The organism is Azonexus sp. IMCC34839, assembly GCF_047047955.1.
In the GTDB taxonomy this organism is placed as follows: Bacteria; Pseudomonadota; Gammaproteobacteria; order Burkholderiales; family Rhodocyclaceae; genus Azonexus.
Genome location: NZ_CP150631.1, coordinates 1,232,066 through 1,250,137, shown reverse-complemented (window position 1 = coordinate 1,250,137; position 18,072 = coordinate 1,232,066). Strand labels below are relative to the sequence as shown.

Annotated in this window: 20 protein-coding genes; 8 read left to right on the top strand and 12 right to left on the bottom strand. The window is 63.5% G+C overall.

The window, feature by feature from the left end; genetic code table 11:
• Nucleotides 1-26: 26 nt before the first annotated feature.
• The 5 genes from WIF35_RS06240 to WIF35_RS06220 form a co-directional block, all read right to left on the bottom strand.
• Entirely contained in the window at nucleotides 27-1,370 is a 1,344-nt protein-coding gene (locus WIF35_RS06240) for a fused MFS/spermidine synthase (protein ID WP_412480701.1), read from the bottom strand.
• Between the two features lie 39 nt (nucleotides 1,371-1,409).
• Nucleotides 1,410-3,434 carry a response regulator gene (locus WIF35_RS06235; RefSeq protein WP_412480700.1) on the bottom strand — a complete coding sequence of 675 codons (2,025 nt, stop codon included), beginning with the start codon at nucleotides 3,432-3,434 and terminating at the stop codon, nucleotides 1,410-1,412.
• Between the two features lie 66 nt (nucleotides 3,435-3,500).
• Complete coding sequence (rarD, locus tag WIF35_RS06230) at nucleotides 3,501-4,388, bottom strand: EamA family transporter RarD (RefSeq protein WP_412480699.1); 888 nt, start codon at nucleotides 4,386-4,388, stop codon at nucleotides 3,501-3,503.
• 4 nt (nucleotides 4,389-4,392) lie between these two features.
• Nucleotides 4,393-5,082, bottom strand: coding sequence for a DUF599 domain-containing protein (locus tag WIF35_RS06225; protein ID WP_412480698.1), 690 nt, complete (start codon nucleotides 5,080-5,082; stop codon nucleotides 4,393-4,395).
• A 189-nt stretch (nucleotides 5,083-5,271) separates the two neighbouring features.
• Nucleotides 5,272-5,703 (bottom strand): helix-turn-helix domain-containing protein, encoded by a 432-nt coding sequence (locus tag WIF35_RS06220; RefSeq protein WP_412480697.1) that lies wholly within the window; start codon nucleotides 5,701-5,703, stop codon nucleotides 5,272-5,274.
• Between the two features lie 83 nt (nucleotides 5,704-5,786).
• Here WIF35_RS06220 and WIF35_RS06215 point away from each other — a divergent pair, with 83 nt between their 5' ends.
• From WIF35_RS06215 to WIF35_RS06205, 3 genes are read left to right on the top strand one after another with little or no spacing between them, the layout of a single operon-like run.
• Nucleotides 5,787-6,281, top strand: coding sequence for a DUF2938 domain-containing protein (locus WIF35_RS06215; RefSeq protein ID WP_412480696.1), 495 nt, complete (start codon nucleotides 5,787-5,789; stop codon nucleotides 6,279-6,281).
• 49 nt (nucleotides 6,282-6,330) lie between these two features.
• Nucleotides 6,331-6,906 (top strand): flavodoxin family protein, encoded by a 576-nt coding sequence (locus WIF35_RS06210; protein ID WP_412480695.1) that lies wholly within the window; start codon nucleotides 6,331-6,333, stop codon nucleotides 6,904-6,906.
• A gap of 39 nt (nucleotides 6,907-6,945) precedes the next feature.
• Nucleotides 6,946-7,149 (top strand): DUF2798 domain-containing protein, encoded by a 204-nt coding sequence (locus tag WIF35_RS06205; protein WP_412480694.1) that lies wholly within the window; start codon nucleotides 6,946-6,948, stop codon nucleotides 7,147-7,149.
• Nucleotides 7,150-7,186: 37 nt separating this feature from the next.
• On the opposite strand, the gene pbpC is transcribed toward WIF35_RS06205, so the two are convergent.
• Nucleotides 7,187-9,382: a penicillin-binding protein 1C gene (pbpC, locus tag WIF35_RS06200; protein WP_412480693.1), complete on the bottom strand. Its 2,196-nt coding sequence runs from the start codon at nucleotides 9,380-9,382 to the stop codon at nucleotides 7,187-7,189.
• A 205-nt stretch (nucleotides 9,383-9,587) separates the two neighbouring features.
• Here pbpC and WIF35_RS06195 point away from each other — a divergent pair, with 205 nt between their 5' ends.
• Genes WIF35_RS06195 through WIF35_RS06185 form a run of 3 tightly spaced genes read left to right on the top strand, consistent with a single transcriptional unit; the run spans nucleotide 9,588 to nucleotide 10,907 of the window.
• Nucleotides 9,588-9,914 (top strand): thiosulfate sulfurtransferase GlpE, encoded by a 327-nt coding sequence (locus tag WIF35_RS06195; protein ID WP_412480692.1) that lies wholly within the window; start codon nucleotides 9,588-9,590, stop codon nucleotides 9,912-9,914.
• Nucleotides 9,915-9,921: 7 nt separating this feature from the next.
• Complete coding sequence (locus tag WIF35_RS06190; protein WP_412480691.1) at nucleotides 9,922-10,278, top strand: NifB/NifX family molybdenum-iron cluster-binding protein; 357 nt, start codon at nucleotides 9,922-9,924, stop codon at nucleotides 10,276-10,278.
• Nucleotides 10,275-10,907, top strand: coding sequence for a glutathione S-transferase family protein (locus WIF35_RS06185; protein WP_412480690.1), 633 nt, complete (start codon nucleotides 10,275-10,277; stop codon nucleotides 10,905-10,907). Before WIF35_RS06190 ends, WIF35_RS06185 begins: the two co-directional genes overlap by 4 nt.
• A 66-nt stretch (nucleotides 10,908-10,973) precedes the next feature.
• Here the strand turns inward: WIF35_RS06185 and WIF35_RS06180 are convergent, their stop codons facing one another.
• The 3 genes from WIF35_RS06180 to WIF35_RS06170 form a co-directional block, all read right to left on the bottom strand.
• Complete coding sequence (locus WIF35_RS06180; RefSeq protein WP_412480689.1) at nucleotides 10,974-11,279, bottom strand: hypothetical protein; 306 nt, start codon at nucleotides 11,277-11,279, stop codon at nucleotides 10,974-10,976.
• A 231-nt stretch (nucleotides 11,280-11,510) separates the two neighbouring features.
• Entirely contained in the window at nucleotides 11,511-12,350 is an 840-nt protein-coding gene (gene queF / locus WIF35_RS06175) for an NADPH-dependent 7-cyano-7-deazaguanine reductase QueF (RefSeq protein ID WP_412480688.1), read from the bottom strand.
• Between the two features lie 127 nt (nucleotides 12,351-12,477).
• Nucleotides 12,478-13,020 (bottom strand): phasin family protein, encoded by a 543-nt coding sequence (locus WIF35_RS06170; RefSeq protein WP_412480687.1) that lies wholly within the window; start codon nucleotides 13,018-13,020, stop codon nucleotides 12,478-12,480.
• Between the two features lie 265 nt (nucleotides 13,021-13,285).
• Here WIF35_RS06170 and WIF35_RS06165 point away from each other — a divergent pair, with 265 nt between their 5' ends.
• Together WIF35_RS06165 and WIF35_RS06160 are read left to right on the top strand one after the other, a co-directional pair.
• Nucleotides 13,286-13,957 (top strand): glutathione S-transferase family protein, encoded by a 672-nt coding sequence (locus tag WIF35_RS06165; protein ID WP_412480686.1) that lies wholly within the window; start codon nucleotides 13,286-13,288, stop codon nucleotides 13,955-13,957.
• A 38-nt stretch (nucleotides 13,958-13,995) separates the two neighbouring features.
• Nucleotides 13,996-14,241 (top strand): hypothetical protein, encoded by a 246-nt coding sequence (locus WIF35_RS06160; RefSeq protein ID WP_412480685.1) that lies wholly within the window; start codon nucleotides 13,996-13,998, stop codon nucleotides 14,239-14,241.
• Between the two features lie 236 nt (nucleotides 14,242-14,477).
• Here the strand turns inward: WIF35_RS06160 and WIF35_RS06155 are convergent, their stop codons facing one another.
• Genes WIF35_RS06155 through WIF35_RS06145 form a run of 3 tightly spaced genes read right to left on the bottom strand, consistent with a single transcriptional unit; the run spans nucleotide 14,478 to nucleotide 18,055 of the window.
• Complete coding sequence (locus WIF35_RS06155) at nucleotides 14,478-15,872, bottom strand: DUF4129 domain-containing protein (RefSeq protein ID WP_412480684.1); 1,395 nt, start codon at nucleotides 15,870-15,872, stop codon at nucleotides 14,478-14,480.
• Nucleotides 15,869-17,128, bottom strand: coding sequence for a DUF58 domain-containing protein (locus WIF35_RS06150; RefSeq protein WP_412480683.1), 1,260 nt, complete (start codon nucleotides 17,126-17,128; stop codon nucleotides 15,869-15,871). The genes WIF35_RS06155 and WIF35_RS06150 overlap by 4 nt, the downstream gene beginning before the upstream one ends.
• A gap of 3 nt (nucleotides 17,129-17,131) precedes the next feature.
• Nucleotides 17,132-18,055 (bottom strand): AAA family ATPase, encoded by a 924-nt coding sequence (locus WIF35_RS06145; protein WP_412480682.1) that lies wholly within the window; start codon nucleotides 18,053-18,055, stop codon nucleotides 17,132-17,134.
• Between the last annotated feature and the right edge of the window lie 17 nt (nucleotides 18,056-18,072).

Genomic DNA, 18,072 nt, shown 5'->3' with positions numbered 1-18,072 from the left:
GGCAAAAATGCTGGGGGTGAAATGCGCTAGTTCTGCGTCGCCCGGTCGAGGTCGGCGCGGTTTTTCTCGTCGACGTAAAGGTGGGTCGGGCTCGGCCGACTGCCGGCAAAGCAGGTGACTTCGACGTTCGCCGCCGGCTTGCCCTTGTGCAGCACCTCGACGGCGCAGCGCCCGTATTCCGCTTCGATGGTTGCCAGCAGGTTGCGGGCGAAGGGCGATTCCAGCTTGCCGTCGAGGATCAGGTTGGCCAGCAGCACGCCGTCCGGCTTGAGGGCGCGGCGCACTTCATGCCAGAACTCGCGGGTCACGAGGTGACCGGGAATCGAAGTGTGCGAACTGAACACATCGACCAGCACGGCGTCGAAGCGACGCTCGGTGGTGCCGACAAAGCGGCGGGCATCGTCGACGATGAATTCGCCGCGGATCGGCTCGTGCAGGAAGTGTTTCTCCGCGATGTCGCGGATCTTCGGGTCGATATCGACGTAGGTGTAGCGGTTGAGCGGTTCGCGGTGCGACAGCGTAAAGCCGCCGGCGCCGAGCACCAGGATGTCGCGCTCGCGAAAACCGAGATCGACCAGCAGCAGGCGGCGCAGGTGCTCGATGTAACGGGCGTAATGCGGCGGCTCGGAACGGTCGAGCAGCGAGGCGACCGACTTGTTCACCCAGAAGGCCTGCGGGTCGTTCTGGCCGGGCAGGGTGACCGGGGCGACCACGTAGTCGGCGTAGGCCGTATCGGCCGTGGCGCCGCTTTGCCAGTTGGCGAATGTGGCGATGGCTGCGGTGCACAGGGCAAAAACGGCATTTTCCAGCGAGCGGCCGGCGAGCAGCAGCGTGCCGGCGACCAGGCCGAGGCTGCAGGCGAGCACGGCGGCGCCGACACCCAGCCATTGCATGACGATCAGCGACAGCGATACCGAGCCGAGGAAGGAGCCGAGCGTGGACCAATACAGCGCCAGACCGCTGGCCTCGCCGGTGCGGGCGTGCTGCATCTCGTTGGTCAGGATCGGCACGGTCTGGCCGAGCAGCCAGGCGAGCGGGCACAGGATACCGCCGACGAAGAAGAGGTAGGCGACGAAAGCCGGCTGCAGGTGCAGGAACAGCGCATCGACCGTGACGCCGGCTAGGCCGACGCCAGCCAGTACGGCGGAGATCAGGAAGTTGCGCCCGACGATGCGGCGGAAGTCGGCCTCGACCTTGCTGCCGGCGGCGTAACCCAGGGCGAGCGCGAGCAGGAAGAAGCCGATGGTGGGCGCAGTGACGACGATGGAACTGCCGATATGCGGCAGCAGGCGGCGCAAGGCGATGACTTCGGCGCCGAGGGAGCAGAAGCCCTCGATGAAGACGATGGCGTAGAGCAGGGTGCGGGACATCGGCGGATTATCGCCGATGCCGGCAGCCCGGCAGAAGGCTCAAGCCGATTTCTCTGGATGCAGCCAGCGCAGCACGCTTTCGAACAGCGCGGCCGGCTCGACCGGCTTGGCGATGAAGTCGTTCATGCCGGCCTCGATACAACGGGCGCGATCTTCGCCAAAGGCGTTGGCGGTCAAGGCCAGGATGGGGAGGTCGTGTCCTTCCGGCAGCAGACGGATCAGGCGGGTCGCCTGCAGGCCGTCCATCTTCGGCATCTGCATGTCCATCAGGATCAGGTCGTAGCGGTTTTGCCGGACCAGGGCGACTGCCTCGGTCCCGTCAACGGCGGTATCGACCTGCTGCCCAGCGTCCTGCAGCAGGCATTGGGCGATTTCGCGATTGACCGGTTCGTCTTCGACCAGCAGGATGCGGTGCGGCGGCAACTGGTCGCGCAGCACCTGTTCGGCATCGACGGCGCAATCCAGCGTCAGGCTGGCGCGGGCGTGCGCCGATTTGGCGAATCGCACGGTGAACCAGAAACGGCTGCCTTGCCCCGGCGTACTGCTGGCGCCAGTCGTACCGCCCATCAGCTCGGCCAGGCGCTTGGTGATGGCCAGGCCGAGGCCGGTACCACCATATTTTCGGGTGGTCGTGTTGTCGGCCTGTTCGAAGGCGGAAAACAGCCGCGCCAGCACCTCAGGCTCGATGCCGATGCCGGTATCTTCGACTTCGAAGCGCACCAGTGCGCTGCTGTCGTCTTCTTCCTGCACATGGGCGCTCAGCGTGACGTGGCCGTTGTCGGTGAATTTGAGCGCATTGGCTGCGTAGTTCAGCAAGGCCTGTTGCACGGCCGTCGGGTCACCGATCAGGTTGGTCGGCAAATGCCCGGTTTCGACGTGGAGCGGCAGTTCCTTGGCCTGGGCACGGCTCTGCAGCATGGACAGGACATTGTCGAGAACGCTTTCGATGCGCAGCGGAATCTCGTTCAGCTTGATCTTGCCGGCCTCGATCTTGGACAGTTCGAGCACGGCATTGATGATGTTCAACAGGTGCTCGCCGGCCGCTTCCAGCTTGTCGAGCTGGCCTTCCTGACGGGGCGTCAGGCCGCCGCGCCGGATCATGTAGGCCATGCCGGTGATGGCGTTGAGCGGGGTGCGAATCTCGTGACTCATGTTGGCCAGGAAGGCGCTCTTCGCGACACTGGCGGCTTCGGCAGCTTCCTTGGCACGCGACAGTTCGGCCGTGCGTTCGGCGACCTGGCGTTCGAGCTCTTCGTGATGACGGGCCAGCGCGTCCTTGGCGTTCTTTTCCTCGGTGATGTCGCGCGTGATCGACAGCAGGCAGGGCACGCCATCCAGTTCCATGCGCGTGACCGAGAACATGCCCCAGAACCGTTCGCCGTTCTTGCGGCGGAACAGGGCTTCGAATTCGAGATGATTGGCGCCGCCGCGGATTTGCTCGGCCAGGCGGTACCTGTCCTCCGGGTGCGCCCACAGCGAGAGTTCGAGCGAGCTGTGGCCGACGATTTCCTCGCGCGAATAGCCGGAAATCTTGATGAAAGCCCGATTGACGTCGACGTAGGTGCCATCGCTCAAGGTCGTGATGGCAATGGCGTCGAGCGTCGTCTGGAAAGCGGTGCGGTAGCGTTTTTCGCTTTCGCTCAGGGCCAGGCGGGACAGGATGATTTCGGTAATGTCGCGGAAATACCAGACGCGCCCCAGGTATTGCCCTTGCGGCCCGTACAGCGGACGGGAGTGACGGTTCAGCGTACGCCCGTCCTTCAGGGCAATGTCGCAGACGTCCTTCAACTCCGGGTTGGCGTAAAGGTCTTGCACACGGCGCATGAAACCGGCCGGGTCGAGTGTCCTTTCGGCCGCATTGTTCAGGTTGGGCGTGTCCAGCTGGTTGACCAGCTCTTCGAGCGAGAGCGGTGGCCGTGGAATGTTCCAGACCGTGAAAAAACGTTCATTGACTGCAACGATGCGGTCGTCGCGATCGACCACCAAGATGCCGTCCGGCGCTTCGTCGAGGATGGCCTGATGCACCAGCGAGCGCAGCGAATCGTCTTGCCGAACCGGACTCATGACCGCAAAGGCTCCTTGCATTTATTCTTGGAGAATAGAGATTATTCTACTCGCCGGTAGGGAGATTTACCTACCGCCGCGCACCTTGTGCCACATGCTCCAGCTGAATGCCAGCAGGCCCAGCCAGATAAAGCCGAAGCTGAGCAGCCGCGCCGGTTGCAAGGGTTCGTCGAAGAGGAAGATGGCGGTGAGGAACTGCATGGTCGGGTTGATGTACATCAGCATGCCGACGGTGGCCAGGTCGAGCCGCTGCGTGGCGGCGGCAAAGGCCATCAGCGGCACGGCGGTCAGGATGCCCGAGCCGATCAGCAAGGCTGCGGTGTACCCGTCGTTCAGGGCAAAAACCGTGTGGCCGTGCTGTGCCTGCCAGGCAGCGTAGGCCAGGCCGATCGGTAGCATGACGGCTGTTTCCAGCGCCAGGCCGGAAATGGCATCGACCGGCACCTGCTTGCGCAGCAGGCCGTAGCTGCCGAAGGTACCGGCCAGGAAGAGGGCGATCCACGGCACGTTGCCCAGTGTCACCAGTTCGTTGCCGACGCCGGCGATGGCCAGGGCGATGGCCAGCCATTCCCAGCGGTTCAGTTTTTCTTTCAGTACCAGCAGGGCGAGCAGCACATTGACCAATGGCGTCAGGAAGTAGCCGAGGCTGGCCGCGACGACCTGACGTTGATCGACCGCCCACAGGAAGCCCAGCCAGTTGGCACCGAGCAAGATGGCGGCGACCGACAGGCGGACAAGGTGGCGCGGCTGAGAGAACAGAGCGCCCAGTGCGCCCCAACGCTGGCGCAGGGTCAGCAGCAGGGCAACGAAAACGAAGGCCCAGGCTGTGCGGTTGGTCAGGATGTCGAAGGGCGAAAGCTGTCCGAGCTGGCGGAAATAGAGCGGAAAGAAGCCCCAGATCACGTAGGCGAGCAGGCCGTAGCCGATGCCCGCTAGCTGGCGGTTGGCGCTCATTCGGTCAGTCCTCTCGCAAGGCTGCCAAGGCTTCCGAGCGGTAGTCGCGCCGGTAGAGGATGACCAGTACCACGAGCGCCAGCACCCCCAGCACATGCGGGCCGATCAGCCAGCCCGAGGCGGCCAGGCCGAAGTAATAGGCGCGGATGCCGCGGTTGAAATCGTCGCCGGCCAGGCTGTTGGCCTTGGCCAGACGCTTGGCGTAGCGGTCGATTTCCGGCTCGCCGGTTTTGCCCAGCGGCGCGGCGCCGACCAGGATGGAGAGCAGGTTGAACTGGCGCAGCGACCAGGTGAATTTGAAATAGGCGAACACAAAGCTTGACAGCACCAGCATCAACTTGATTTCGAGCAGTTCGCGCGAGCCGGCGCCGGCAAAGGGCAGGTCGGCCGTGAAGCTGATCAGTTTGTCCGAGGCACCGAGGGCGGCGACCAGGCCGGCGATGATGTAGATGGTGGTGTTGGCGTAGAACGAAACGCTGGTCACCAGGTTGCCGATCAGCGTCGAATCGGTGACGCGCACCTCGCGCTCCAGCATGCGGTAGGCCCACAACAGGCGGTACTGCTGGCTGGTGCCGATCAACCCGACCGCGCCTGAGCGGCTATGCTCCGAATACCAGGCATAACCCGCCCAACAGGCGTAGAAGACGACCAGGGCGAGCCAGTCAATCAGGGAAAGATGGGGAAAAGCGTGCATGGGCGGAGTGTGCCACAAGCGGCCGATCAGGGGCGCGAAAGCTTGCCCATCGGCCGGCACTGGCGACTGCTGCGGTGCACCGGGCAAAAAGGGTAAAAAACGGGGGCGGGATTTTTCGTGCGCTGCTGAGCCAATCCAGGGGCGAATTGGATTCGATCAGCCGATTCGTTGGCGAAGATCGGCGGATCGCTACTTATGCGGCGTTTGCAACCTCGTCTTGCCCCAACGTTTTTCCAGCGCCCCGGTCGCTGCTGCCTTCAATAGTTTCTGAAAGCTGGGACATTCGACATGGCTGGGCGCCGGGCAGGCTGCCGCATGGCGCAAGCCGCTGCTCATGGCCCGCAGGCGTTTGATCAGGGCATCGATTTCGTCGGCTTTCGCCGCCAGTAGCTGGCGGTCAATGTTCGGGGCGCCGTAAGGCGAAAGCATGGAGCGGATTTCATCCAGCGACAGACCGGCGGCCTGCCCGAGGGCGATCAAGGCCAGTTGCTCCAGCACGCTCGGCGAGTAACGGCGCCGCTCACCCTTCTCGCGCACCGAGGAAATAAGACCTTTCTGCTCGTAGAAGCGCAGCGCCGATGAGGGGATGCCGGTCTGTTTGCTGACCTCGGAAATATCCATCGCAACACCCCTTGACTTGAAGTTGACTTCAACTTCTACAGTGCACTCCAGAGTCTCTTTCGTCAACTTTCAAGGAGTGCGTCATGACTGCAACTCAGGAAATTCTGCGAGTCGCCCTGATCGGGGGCGGCGCTACTTTGGTCATGGACATCTGGCTGATGTTCCTGAAGCGGGTCGGGGTTCAGACCCTCAATTTCGCTTTCATCGGGCGCTGGGTCGGGCATCTGATTCATGGGCGGATAGCGCATGCATCCATCGCCAAGGCCATGCCGATCGCCAACGAAACCCCGCTCGGCTGGCTGACGCACTACGCGATCGGCTTCGTCTTTGCCGGGCTGTTGCTGGCCGTTGCTGGAACGCAATGGGCCCACAGCCCGACGTTGCTGCCGGCGCTCCTCATAGGTATCTCCACCGTCGTTTTCCCACTATTCGTCATGCAGCCGGCCATGGGCTTGGGGTTTGCCGCCTCGAAGACCGCCTCGCCGCTCAAGAGCTGTCTCAGAAGCGTGATCAATCACGGCGTCTTTGGCCTTGGCCTCTTTCTTTCTGCTTGGCTCATCGAATGGATTTCGCGATGAGTGCCTGTTGCTTGCGATTTGAAATCCATTTTTATCTGGAGTCAGTGAAATGAAAAAACTAGCCGTCATCTACCACAGCGCTCATGGCCACACGGCGCATATTGCTCAACAGGTCGCCGAGGGAGCGCTGGGGGTCGCCGATACCGAAGTCCATATCGTCAAAGCCGAGGAATTGACCCGCCGGCCCGAGCAGTTGCTTGAGTACGATGGGTTCCTCTTCGGCTCGCCGACTTACCTGGGCGGTGTGTCGGGCACCTTCAAAACCTTCATGGATTCGACCGGTGGGCTGTGGCGAAGCCAGCAACTCAAGGGCAAGCTGGCCGCCGGTTTCACCGTTTCGTCCTTGCCGGCCGGGGACAAGCAGTCGACGCTGGTTTCGCTATTCACCTTCTGCATGCAACACGGGATGTTGTGGGTGGGCAATCCGATTCTCCCCGAGCAGCATCGCGGCGTTCCCTACGATGAAGCGGCCAACCGCCTGGGTTCCTGGTCCGGCCTGATGGCCCAGGCCGGGCATTCGGCCCCCGCCGACGCCTTCGTGCCCGGTGACGTCAAGACCGCCCGGATGTTTGGCCGGAATTTCGCCGAAACCGCCCTGCGCATCGCCAATGAACTGAAAAATTGATCAGGAGACTTTCCCATGATTCCAAAGAAATTTGCCCCAATGCTATTCAGCCTCATTCTTTCCGGTCTGATGTCCTTGCTCGTGTCGGGAATCGCGACCGTTCGTGCCGCGGGCCTGTCCGACGGCTTTTTCGGCCTTTGGGTGTCTGCCTGGCTAACGGCTTGGCTGTTCGCCTTTCCGGTCGTCATGCTGGTTGCGCCGCTGACCCAGAAGGCGGTTCGGGTACTGGTGGCCGAGAACTGAGTTCTGGTCACGCCCGGGCGCGGGCGAAATGGCCGCATTAACGCCTTGTCTTCCCCCGCAGCGACCTCACCTCGAACCCCGCTTCATCGATCACGTCACCCCGCGCATCGACCAGCCGCAGGCGATGCCGCCCCGGCTGCGGCAGCCAGCGCAGGGTTGAATCGGCGCGGGCCAGGGGGCGGCCGTCGAGTTGCCATTGCCAGCCTTTGCCGGCCGGGGCGCTGAGTTTGAGTTCGATGCGCTGGCGGTTGGGCGGAATGTCAGGGTCGAGGGCGAGGATGGTGCCGTCGGTCGGGTAGGCGATGCGGGCCAGCGCGTTGCCGCCAGCCTGGCGGATGACGCTTTGTTCGGTGCCGGCGATGAACCATTCGTCGCGCGCCGGTTCGCGCGGTGGCTCGAAGCGGATGCGCTGGCGCACCAGGCCTTTGGGCGGGGCGGGCGGCTGGCTGGTGACGGCGGCACGGCCGCGTGCCGGGTCGCCGCGTTGCAGCCAGTCCATGACTTCGCGCCAGACCGGCGCCGCGCCGCTGATGCCCGAAACATCGTGCATCGGGCTGCCGCTGGCGTTGCCGACCCAGACGGCGACGGTGTAGCGGCGCGAGAAGCCGGCGCACCAGTTGTCGCGCATGTCCTTGCTGGTGCCGGTCTTGGCGGCGGCCCAATAAGGCGTGGCCAGCCAGGATTCGAGGCCGAAGGTGGCGGCGCGGGCGTTGCGGTCGGCCAGGATGTCGCCGACCTGAAAGCTGGCGGTGGGTGCAAAGGCGGTGTGCGGCAGGCCGGTGAACACCTCGGCGCAGCCCTCGCGGCGACAGGGAACCGGGCTGTCGCCCTTGCCCGGCGTGGCGCGCAGCGGCCGCCACTGGCCGCCGTTGGCCAGGCTGCGGTAGGCATTGGACAGCATCAGCAGCGAGACGTCGGCCGAACCGAGGGCGAGGCTGAAGCCGTACCAGTCGCCCTCCTGCTTCAGGCTGGCGAAGCCGGCGGCGCGCAGGCGGCGCAGGAAAGGCTCGGGGCCGAGGCGAACGACGGTGCGCACGGCCGGCACGTTGAGCGAGCCGCCGAGTGCGCGGCGCACCGACACCCAGCCTTGATAGTGCGGCTCGTAGTTTTGCGGCGCGTAAAGGCCGTTACCGGTGTCGAGCGTCAGCGGGGCGTCTTCCAGCAGTGAGGCGGGCGTCAGCGTGCGCGTCTCGAAGGCCAGCGCGTAGAGGAAGGGTTTCAGGGTCGAGCCGGCCTGGCGCAATGCGGTGACACCATCGACTTCGGCGGCATCCGACAGATCGCCACTGGAGCCGACCCAGGCGAGGATTTCGCCGCTGGCGTTGTCGAGCACGACGACCGCGCCGTCTTCGACGTTCTGCTGGCGCAGCGCACCGAGGTGGCGGCGCAGGGCCTCGCGGGCGAAGGCTTGCAGGTCGGCGTCGAGGCTGGAGCGTATCGGTTGGCCGGGTTTCTCCAGCAGCTTGCGGGCGAGGTGAGGGGCGAGTTGCGGCGTACCGGCGTCGGTGGCGCGCAGGCCGCCGGCCAGAGCCTGCTGGGTGAAGCTTTCCAGCCCTTCGCATTCGCTGTCGCGGGCCATTTCGCGCAACAAATTGCAGGCGCGGCGGGCGACCACGGCCGGGCTGGCGTTGGGCGAGCGGAGCAGGGCAGCGGCCAGCGCCGATTCACGTTCGTCCAGGCCGTGCGGCCATTTACCGAAGAGCTGGCGGCTCATCGCGCCGACGCCTTGCAGTTCGCCGCGGAAAGGCACGAGGTTGAGGTAGGCCTCGATGATCTGGCGCTTGCTCCAGAAGCCTTCGAGGCGCACTGCTGCGGTGGACTGCGAAATTTTGGCAAAAATGGAGCGGCGGCCCTGGCGCTGGCCGTCCTCGTCGAGCAGGCCGGCGAGCTGCATGGTCAGCGTGCTGGCGCCGCGCGTGCGGCTGCCCCAGAAATTGCTCCAGGCCGCCTTGCCGGCGGCACGCCAGTCGATGCCATCGTGCTCCATGAAGCGCTTGTCTTCGGAAACAATGACGGCGCGGACCAGTGCCGGGGAGATTTCGTTGAGCGGCGTCCATGGCAGGCGGCGCACCGTCTTGTCCAGCCGCAAGGTATGCAGCGGCCGGCCATCGCGGGCGAGCAGCACGGCCTCCGACGGCGTGTGGTCGCGCTTGACCTCGGCGAAGCCGGGCAGCGCCAGCGCCGGCAGCGGCAGGAAGCAGAGGGCGAGGAGCGAGCGGCGCAGCAGGGTCATGGCGGGGCGGTGGCGGCGGGAGGCTTGTTATACCTTTGTCCTGCCGGTGTGGGCAAGGTGGGCTGGCCTGGTGCGCGTCGTAAAAGCGACAAAGTCTTTGGTTCGGCGAAGCACTATTGTTGCCAAGTAATTGAATTTAGGTTGTTTGTTTCTTGGCTTTGGTCTTGCTAGAGAACAGTATCGAAACTTTCTCAAGCGAATCGCCATGAACGCACCGCAAACGCGCGCCTTCCACAACATCTCACCGCAGGATGCGGCAACGCTGATCCGCAGCGAGGCCATGGTCGCGATCTTCGACGTGCGCGACCTGCCGAGCTACCAGCAGGGCCACATTGACGGTGCGGCGCATCTGGTCGAGCAGCGTGTCGTCGCCTGGATGGGCCGCCTGCCCAAGGATGCACCCATCGTCATCTATTGCTACAAGGGCAACGCCAGCAAGGTCTTCGCCCAGATGTTCGCCGATTTCCGCTTCACCCGCGCCTATAGCGTCGATGGCGGCTACGAGCCGTTGGCGGCGGCCTTGGCGGTCTGAGCCGAGCATGGCGACGAGCTCCAAATTACTGGCCGTGGCCAGCAAGGACGGCGTGTCGATCAACGAACATTTCGGTCACGCTACGCAATTCCGCATTTATGAGGTCAGCCTGAACGGCTGCCGCTTTGTGGAAAACCGCGAGGTGGCGCATTACTGCCACGGGCAGACCGGCGATCAATCGGCCATGGCCGGCATTCTCGAAACCATCAAGGACTGCGCAGCGGTTTTCGTCGCCCGCATCGGCGACGGGCCGACCTCCAAGTTGGCGGCCATCGGCGTGACGGCGGTGGCGGAATACCCCTACGCCGCCATCGAGGAATCGCTGCTCGATTACGCAAGAAAAACCCTGAGCGAAGCCCAATGACCAAGAAGTTCTACATGACGCCCGGCTCGTGCTCGACCGGCATCCACCTGCTGCTGGAAGAATGCGGCCTGGTTTTCGAGGCCTACATCGTCAACCTGCTGGCCGGCGACCAGTACAAGAAGGAATACCTGGCGATCAACCCCAAGGGCACGATCCCGGCGCTGGTGTTGGACGATGGCACGGCGCTCACCGAATTCTCTGCCATCGCCTGGTGGCTGGCGCGCACTTACCCCAAGCGCAAGCTGCTGCCGGAAAGCATCGAAGGCGAAGTGCGCGTCCTCGGCCTGATGAACTACGCAGTGCACACCCTGCACACGCAAGGTTTCGCCCGCATCTTCACCACCGAACGCTTCGCCCCGAGCAGCCACGATCATGAATCGGTCAAGGCGCAAGGCCGGCAGATCGTGGAAAACGGAATGGCCCTGATGGCCCGCGAACTTGAAGGCCGCAGCTATCTGGCCGACCACTTCACTATCGCCGACGCCGCGCTTTTCTACAATGAATTCTGGGCCGACCGCATCGGCATCCCACTCCCCGCCAATTGCGAGGCGCACTACCGCCGCATGATTACCCGTCCGGCTGTGCGGCAGGTGCTGGCGGAGGAGGGGTATTCGGCGGTTTTAGGGTAGGGCGGAGCAGTACGGCGGTGCGCGGGCTTTTTTTTCGGGTAAGGGACAATGTCCGGTTGTGTCCGATTATTTGATTACTTCCCGATGAGCGATACGGAGCATCTTGCCTTCCTTGTCAAACACAACGGCTAGTTTCCGAATATCCTTTCCCAACAGATTTACCTTCACGTATTTCCACCAGATCGTTTGGTTGCCTTCGGCATCTGTCGAAATTGAAGTCGGCACGCCGAGTTGCTCTTTAGCTTCATCAAAGGTGGTGGCGCCCTGTTGAAAACTATCAGCTCGTTCGATCTCGAATTCCTGTCCAAGGGTGGCGGCAGATGCAGATAGGACAGTCAACGCTAGACATAGCAAGAAAATGATCTTCTTCATTACTTGTTCTCCTCGATGGCATTGATCGTCGCCAACTGGTCCGATGTGACGATCATGTAGCGGATCAGAGTGCACGCTTTGTAGAGTCTGGACGCCTTCGAATTCTGTTCTCTCACTGCTGCGTTCCTTTTAAATACGCCGAACGGCGAATTAACAAAGGGCCGGATTCTACAAGCACCGTGCATTTCGTATAGGTTGGGTGAGAAATTAACTCCACATAATAAGCGTTGCCTACTGCCGAACCTCGCGCACATTGTCATGCGCCAGAAACTCCCCGCTGCTGCGGAAGGGGTTGATGTCGAGGCCGCCGCGGCGGGTGTAGCGGGCGTAGACCGAGAGGGCTTCGGGGGCGCAGCGCTGCGTGATGTCGCAGAAGATGCGCTCGACGCATTGCTCGTGGAATTCGTTGTGGTTGCGGAAGGACACGATGTAGCGTAGCAGGCCGGCGCGGTCGATGGGGCGGCCGCGATAGCGGATGACGACCATGGCCCAGTCGGGCTGGCCGGTGACCAGGCAATTCGACTTAAGCAGGTGCGAGTACAGGGTTTCTTCGACGACCGGGCCGTCACCGACGGTGAGAAAGGCCGGGGTCGGCTGGTAGGTGTCGCAGGCGATGTCGAGATCGTCGATGCAGTCGCCGGTCGGGTAGCCGATGGTGAAGGCGGGTTGGTCGTTGAGCAGACTGACGGCGACGCGCACGGTCTTGCCGGCGGCGGCGCTGAGGTCCCTTTCCAGCGTGGCGACGACGGTTTCGGTGTCGGCAAAGGCGGTCTGGTTGAAGGAGTTGAGGTAGAGCTTGAAGGATTTCGATTCGACCAGGTTCGGGCTGTCGGCCGGCACGCGGAAGGTGGCGAGGGCAACGACCGGCTTGCCCTTGGGGGTCAGCCAGGAGACTTCGTAGGCGTTCCAGATGTCCTCGCCGACGAAGGGCAACTCGTCAGCGGCGATGCCCAGTTCGTCGCGCTTCAATTGGCGCGGGATGGGGTAAAGCAGGTCCGGCGCGTAGGTGGCGCGGTACTCGGTGGGTTTGCCGAGCGGGGAGAGGATGCTGGGGTCGACGGTCTGGCTCATGGGGGCGGATTTTAGCAGGCGCTCGCCGCGAGTCGCTGTCGGGCATCACTGCTGCGGTGCACGGGGCAAAATGGCCAAAAAACAAAAAAGCCCGCACGCGGCGGGCTTTCGGGGTCTCCGGGGCGAATTACTTGCCGGTGGCCTTCTTGGCAGCCTTGGCGGTGGCGCTGGTGGCAGCGGCGATGTTGGTCTGGGCCAATTCGGTGATTTGCTGGGCCGACTTGCGCATGTTGTCGAAGGCGGAGTTGGCAGCGGCAAAGGCGCTCTGCACGGCGGCGACAGCAACGTCGGAACCGGCCGGAGCGGACTTGGCGGCCTTTTCCAGCAGGCTGCTCATGGACTTCTGGAATTCGCCGAACTGGGCTTCAACCATCTTGGCCAGCTCTTGCTGGGTTTCGGAAGAGATTTCGTAAACCGAACGGCCGTAGGCAACGGCCTTCTCGACGCTCGGCTGGGCCAGGGAAGCCTGGATAGCCAGGGCATCCTTGACATCCTTGGCACCCATGACGGCCTTGGTGTTGGTGACGGTGTCAGCCAGCAGGGACTTGGCGGTTTCCAGGTTCAGGGCGGCGATACGCTCGGCAGAAGCCAGGGCGGTGTTGGCAACGGACAGCAGGGAATCGATAGCGGCCTTGTTGGCGGCGGCGAACTGCTCGGGATTGATCGACATCGGAAGGCTCCTTTGAAAGTGAATTAATAATTACAACGACTTCATTGTAACAGCAATGTTGCATAAATTGTGCACTGCAACATCGAAATTTGCTGATCTATGTCAACCATACATCATATTGTTTATAAACGAATGTTTGAAACAATTCAAATTGCTAAAGGCATATTCCAAAGCCGTATCAATTGTGTCGGCAAGTTGAACCTCTGGGCCATCGAGTCACTCCCAGAGTACGATGGCAGAAATACTCTTGAGTGAGGTGAGCGCAATGTTCGATCTGTATATTGGCAACAAGAACTACTCGTCGTGGTCACTGCGGCCCTGGCTGCTGCTCAGGCATTTCGCCATACCCTTCCGCGAACACATGGTGTCGGTGGCCGGGCGCGATTACAACCCGGAACTCAAGCCGCTCTCCGGTAACGCCCGCGTGCCCTGCCTGCACGAGGATGGCTTCCAGGTCTGGGAGAGCATCGCCATTGCCGAGACGCTGGCCGAGCGCTACCCGCAGATGTGGCCGGAGGATGCCCGGGCGCGGGCCAGGGCGCGCAGCATCAGCGCCGAAATGCACGCCGGCTTTGCCAAGCTGCGTACAGCCATGCCGATGAACCTGAAGCTCAAGCTCAAAGGGAAGACGCCGACGCCGGAAGTGCAGCGCGATATCGACCGCATCGTCGAAATCTGGACCGAGGCGCGCACGCTCTTCGCGACCAGCGAAGGCCCTTACCTGTTTGGCGAGTTTTCAGTGGCGGATGCCATGTATGCGCCCATCGTCTGGCGCTTCCATATTTACAACGTGGCGTTGCCGCCGGTCGCGGCCGCCTATCGCGATACCCTGCTGGCGCATCCGGCGATGCAGGAATGGTATGCAGAGGCGCTCAAGGAAAGCGAAGCGCACGCCCATTACGACCAACTGGCCGACGAATACGGTGGCCCGCGCTGAGCTCAAGGCTCGCGCGATAACGAGAGCAAGGAGAGATCATGGTGACCGACGCCCAATTGAAGGAATTCATCCTGTCGCCGTTACCCTTTTTCGGCGTGACCTCGCGCGGCGACGTGCTGGCGCGCTACGTGCCCTACGGCCCGGTGTTCCGCTGGAGCTGGAACCAGATGATCCCGATGCCGGTGCAGGGTGGCGACCTCGTCTGGCTGATGCATGCGGCGCATGAGGAAGAGCATTCCATTACCGAGACCGAGGCGGCCAAAAAGCCGGGCGGCAAGCGCTAACGAAGCGCTGCGGTTTTTTGCCCGAAAAGGGCAGTGCACCGCAGCAGCGCGTTGGAACCGAACAATGGCTCAGTTTTGCGGTGGAGGTGGTGGATGCGGCGGGAATCCCTGAGCTTGCATGCTGGTGTGCATGGCTGAAAGTTCCGGGCGGCCATTGGCATCCTTGCTCACGCTAGCCTGACATCGGTCGGCGGTTGTGCCTCGGTGTGGGCACTTGCCATGCTGTGCGGCAGGCCTCAGGCGGCCTTGGCGTACAAGGCGCGGTAGAGCGCAAGCATACGTTCCAACCGGGCCGCGTCGGCATGCTCCGGCCCATAGCGATATTCCTCGAAGAGCCGGGTCAGTTCGCTGGCTTCGGGAAGCAGTTGCTCGCGGTAGTAGGTCGCTTCGCGCAGGAATTCTCGTGTGTTAGCAGCGGGCGCACGCGGGTGATCGAGCAGGATGAACAGTCGTTCCATGGCGCGGTAAATCTGGCGGGCGCCACGGCCTCCTGGGTCGTGCCGGCGCAGCAACACCAGTGTCAGGTAATCGTAGCGCGTGCGCAGCCAGGTGGCAGCGCGGGCCTCGCGCAGGATATAGGCGATGATCAGCAGCAGGATGATCATGATCAGAGCCATCAGGGCAGCGAGTAGCTCGTCCCGGTGGGTTTGCATCCAGGCTTTTGCCTTGTTGAGCAGGTTCTCCAGTTGCTGCTTGATCGGCGCCAGCATCTCGCCGATGGCTTCATCGAGATCGGCCATCTGCATGATGGCATCGGCCTGCCATTGCGGCATGCCGGGGCGGCGGGCCGCTTCGCGCATTTCGGATGGTGTTGGCCAGCCACGCGTTGGTGAGGTCGAATAGGATTGGCCACTGTTGCCTTCTCCCTGAGCCTGACCGCCCTGACCCGTTTGTCCGTTGCCCGCCGAACCGCCCGCGGAATTACCGCCAGAACCGCCGCCACTGCCATTGCCGCTGGCATCGTCGTGCAGGAAACCGAGATTGGTCGGTTGGCCGTAGCGCCATTCGAGATAGGGCCAGCTGATCTGCGGGGTCGCCAAATAGAGGATGCCGGCCAGCACGAGGATGATGGCGGTGGCCGACACGATGGCCAGGCCCTGGCCGGCGCCGGTCGATAGCGCCAGACCGGAACGGGCGATGTCGTCGGCGCGCCGACTGATCTGTTCGGCGACCAGCGCGAATACCACCGCGACGATATAGGGCACCAGATAGAACAGCATGGTCCAGTCGGCGCGAAAGTGCGAGGCGGCGAACATGACGCCGACGGCCGAGACGAGCAGGCCGAAATGCAGCTGGCGGCGACTGGTGGTGATGCAGTTCTGCGCCGCCTGCAGGGCGAAGAGCATATAGACGCCGGCCCGTGGGAAGCCCCATTTCGGGATGAAGAAGAGCAGCGACAGGATAATCGCGATGAACAGCACGATCTTCTGCTTATGGCGCCCGGCGTCGCTGGCTTCGCCCTGCTGGCGCCAGCCGATCAGCAGTGTCCAGCCAAGGAATATCCCCCAGAACACCATCTCGAAGGTGAAGCTGCCGTACTGGATGTCGAGAAAGACATTGCAGGCCATCGCCAGCAGCAGCGAGGCGAAGAGGCCGAGGTAGGCCGGGGTGTAGGTGAGGCCGGGGCTCATGGATTGAATAGCTGGACGAGTTTGTCGCCGCAGCGGACTTCGATGCAGTCGGCGCCGAGTTCGAGCAGGGCGCCGACGGTCGCGGCGTGTTTGGCGTTGCTGGCCTGCGGGTCGAAACTGCTGCGGTCGAAGACGACGGCCAGAATATGCACCTGGCGGGCGCGCAGGGCGGCGATGGCGCGCAGCGTGTCGGTCAGGTAAGCGGCCGGCTCGCTGATGAAGACGATGGCCGTTTCGCCACGCAGGCAATCGGCGGTAACGCTGTCGATCATCGCGGCGTAGAGCGTCTTGCCGTCGCAGTCGACGACGGCCAGCGTGTCGAGGATGGTCTGGAAGTGGGCCGGGCTGTTGCCCGGCGGAATGTGCAGGGGATGGGCGCCGCTGCCGGCCAGGCGGGTGCGGATGTTCTGGTTGCAGGTGCTGCGCGCGATCGAGGCGGCGATCTTGACGGCGTACTCGAAGGTCGAATCGCGGCCGTGGCCGGCATTCGACCAGGTGGCTTGGTCGAGCAGGATGTAGACGCAGGCCGAGGCCAGCGGCTCGTATTCGCGCACCATCAGCTCGTTCAGGCGGGCTGTGGTCGGCCAGTGGATGTGGCGCGGGTTGTCGCCGCGGCGATATTCGCGCAGACCGGAAAATTCTGCGGCACCGGCGCCTTCGGGCAGCAAATAGCCACCGCGGTGAATCTGGCTGGGCGCGCCGCGCAGCGGCAGGGCGAGGATGGGGAAAAGTTCGGGATAGACGGTCAGCGTCTGGATGCCGTCGCCGCGCTGCTGGCGGGCTTCGGTCAGGCCGAGCGGGAAGCTGGAGGCGAGGCCGATCGGCCCGATGCGGTAATGGCCGCGCTTTTCGCACAGCACCGGAATGTCGAACTGGCGGCTGCGTCCGCCCGGCAGGTAGGCCAGCATGCCCAGGGTACGTTCGGACATGCCGTCGGCGATGGCCGGGTTGTCAAAGCTGGGCAGGCGGTCGACCAGTTCGACCATGAAACGCGGCAGCCAGCCCTGGTTCTGCACCTCGATCCGGAAGACGATGCTCTGGCCTTCCTCGGCCCGGCTCGGCCCAATGCGGCTGACGGCGAGGCGCCTTACCAGCCAGCGCGGCCAGCTGATGCCGGTGATCAGGACGGCCAGCAGCAGCGCCGGGATGACCCAGACAAAAGCCTGCGCCCGGTTGATCGCAGCGAGATAGGCGACGACGGTCAGGCTGATCAGGATCAGCAGCTTGCGCTGACCGAGGCTGCGCAGGATATCCATGGCTCAGACCGGCGGCGGCAGGGTGTCGAGGATTTCCTTCAGGATGGCGCCTGCCGTCTGGCCGGCAGCGGCAGCCTGCGGGCGGACGATCAGGCGGTGCTCCAGGATGGCAGGAGCGATGGCCTTGACGATGTCGGGCGTGACGAAACTCTGGCCGCGCAGGTAGGCCATGCCCTGGGCGCCGCGGGCCAGCGCCAGCGTGCCGCGCGGGCTGGCGCCAAGGCGCAGGTCGGCGTGCTGGCGGGTGGCGGCGCTGATCTGCGCCATGTATCTGGCGACGTCGGCATGCACATGCACGGCCTTGACCGCATCGCGCGCGGCGAGGATGTCGGCTTCGCCGGCAACCGGCGCCAGCGAGTCGATCGGGTGGGCCAGGGCCTGCGCCGACAGGATGCGTACTTCTTCTTCCAGGCTCGGGTAGCCGACGTGCAGGCGAACGAAGAAGCGGTCGAGCTGGGCTTCCGGCAGCGGGTGCGTGCCGGCCATGTCGATCGGGTTCTGCGTGGCCAGCACCATGAAGACCTTGGGCAGGTCGTAGGTCGTGCCATCGATGCTGACGCGGAATTCCTCCATGCATTCGAGCAGGGCGGACTGGGCACGCGGCGTGGCGCGGTTGATTTCGTCGGCGAGCAGGATGTGGGTGAATACCGGGCCGGGGCGGAAGTCGAAATCGGTCGTCTTCTGGTTGAAGATGGGGACGCCGGTGATGTCAGAGGGCAGCAGGTCGGGTGTGCATTGCAGGCGTTTCATGTCGACCGCCAGCGAGCGCGACAGGGCTCGGGCCAGCATGGTCTTGCCGGTGCCCGGCACGTCTTCGAGCAGTACGTGGCCGCGGCAAAGCAGTGAGACGACGGCCATTTCGATGACCGGGCGTTTGCCGACGATGACTTTTTCGACATTCGCAATCAGCGAACGGATCGCTTCCATCTGCATGTTCTCCCTGA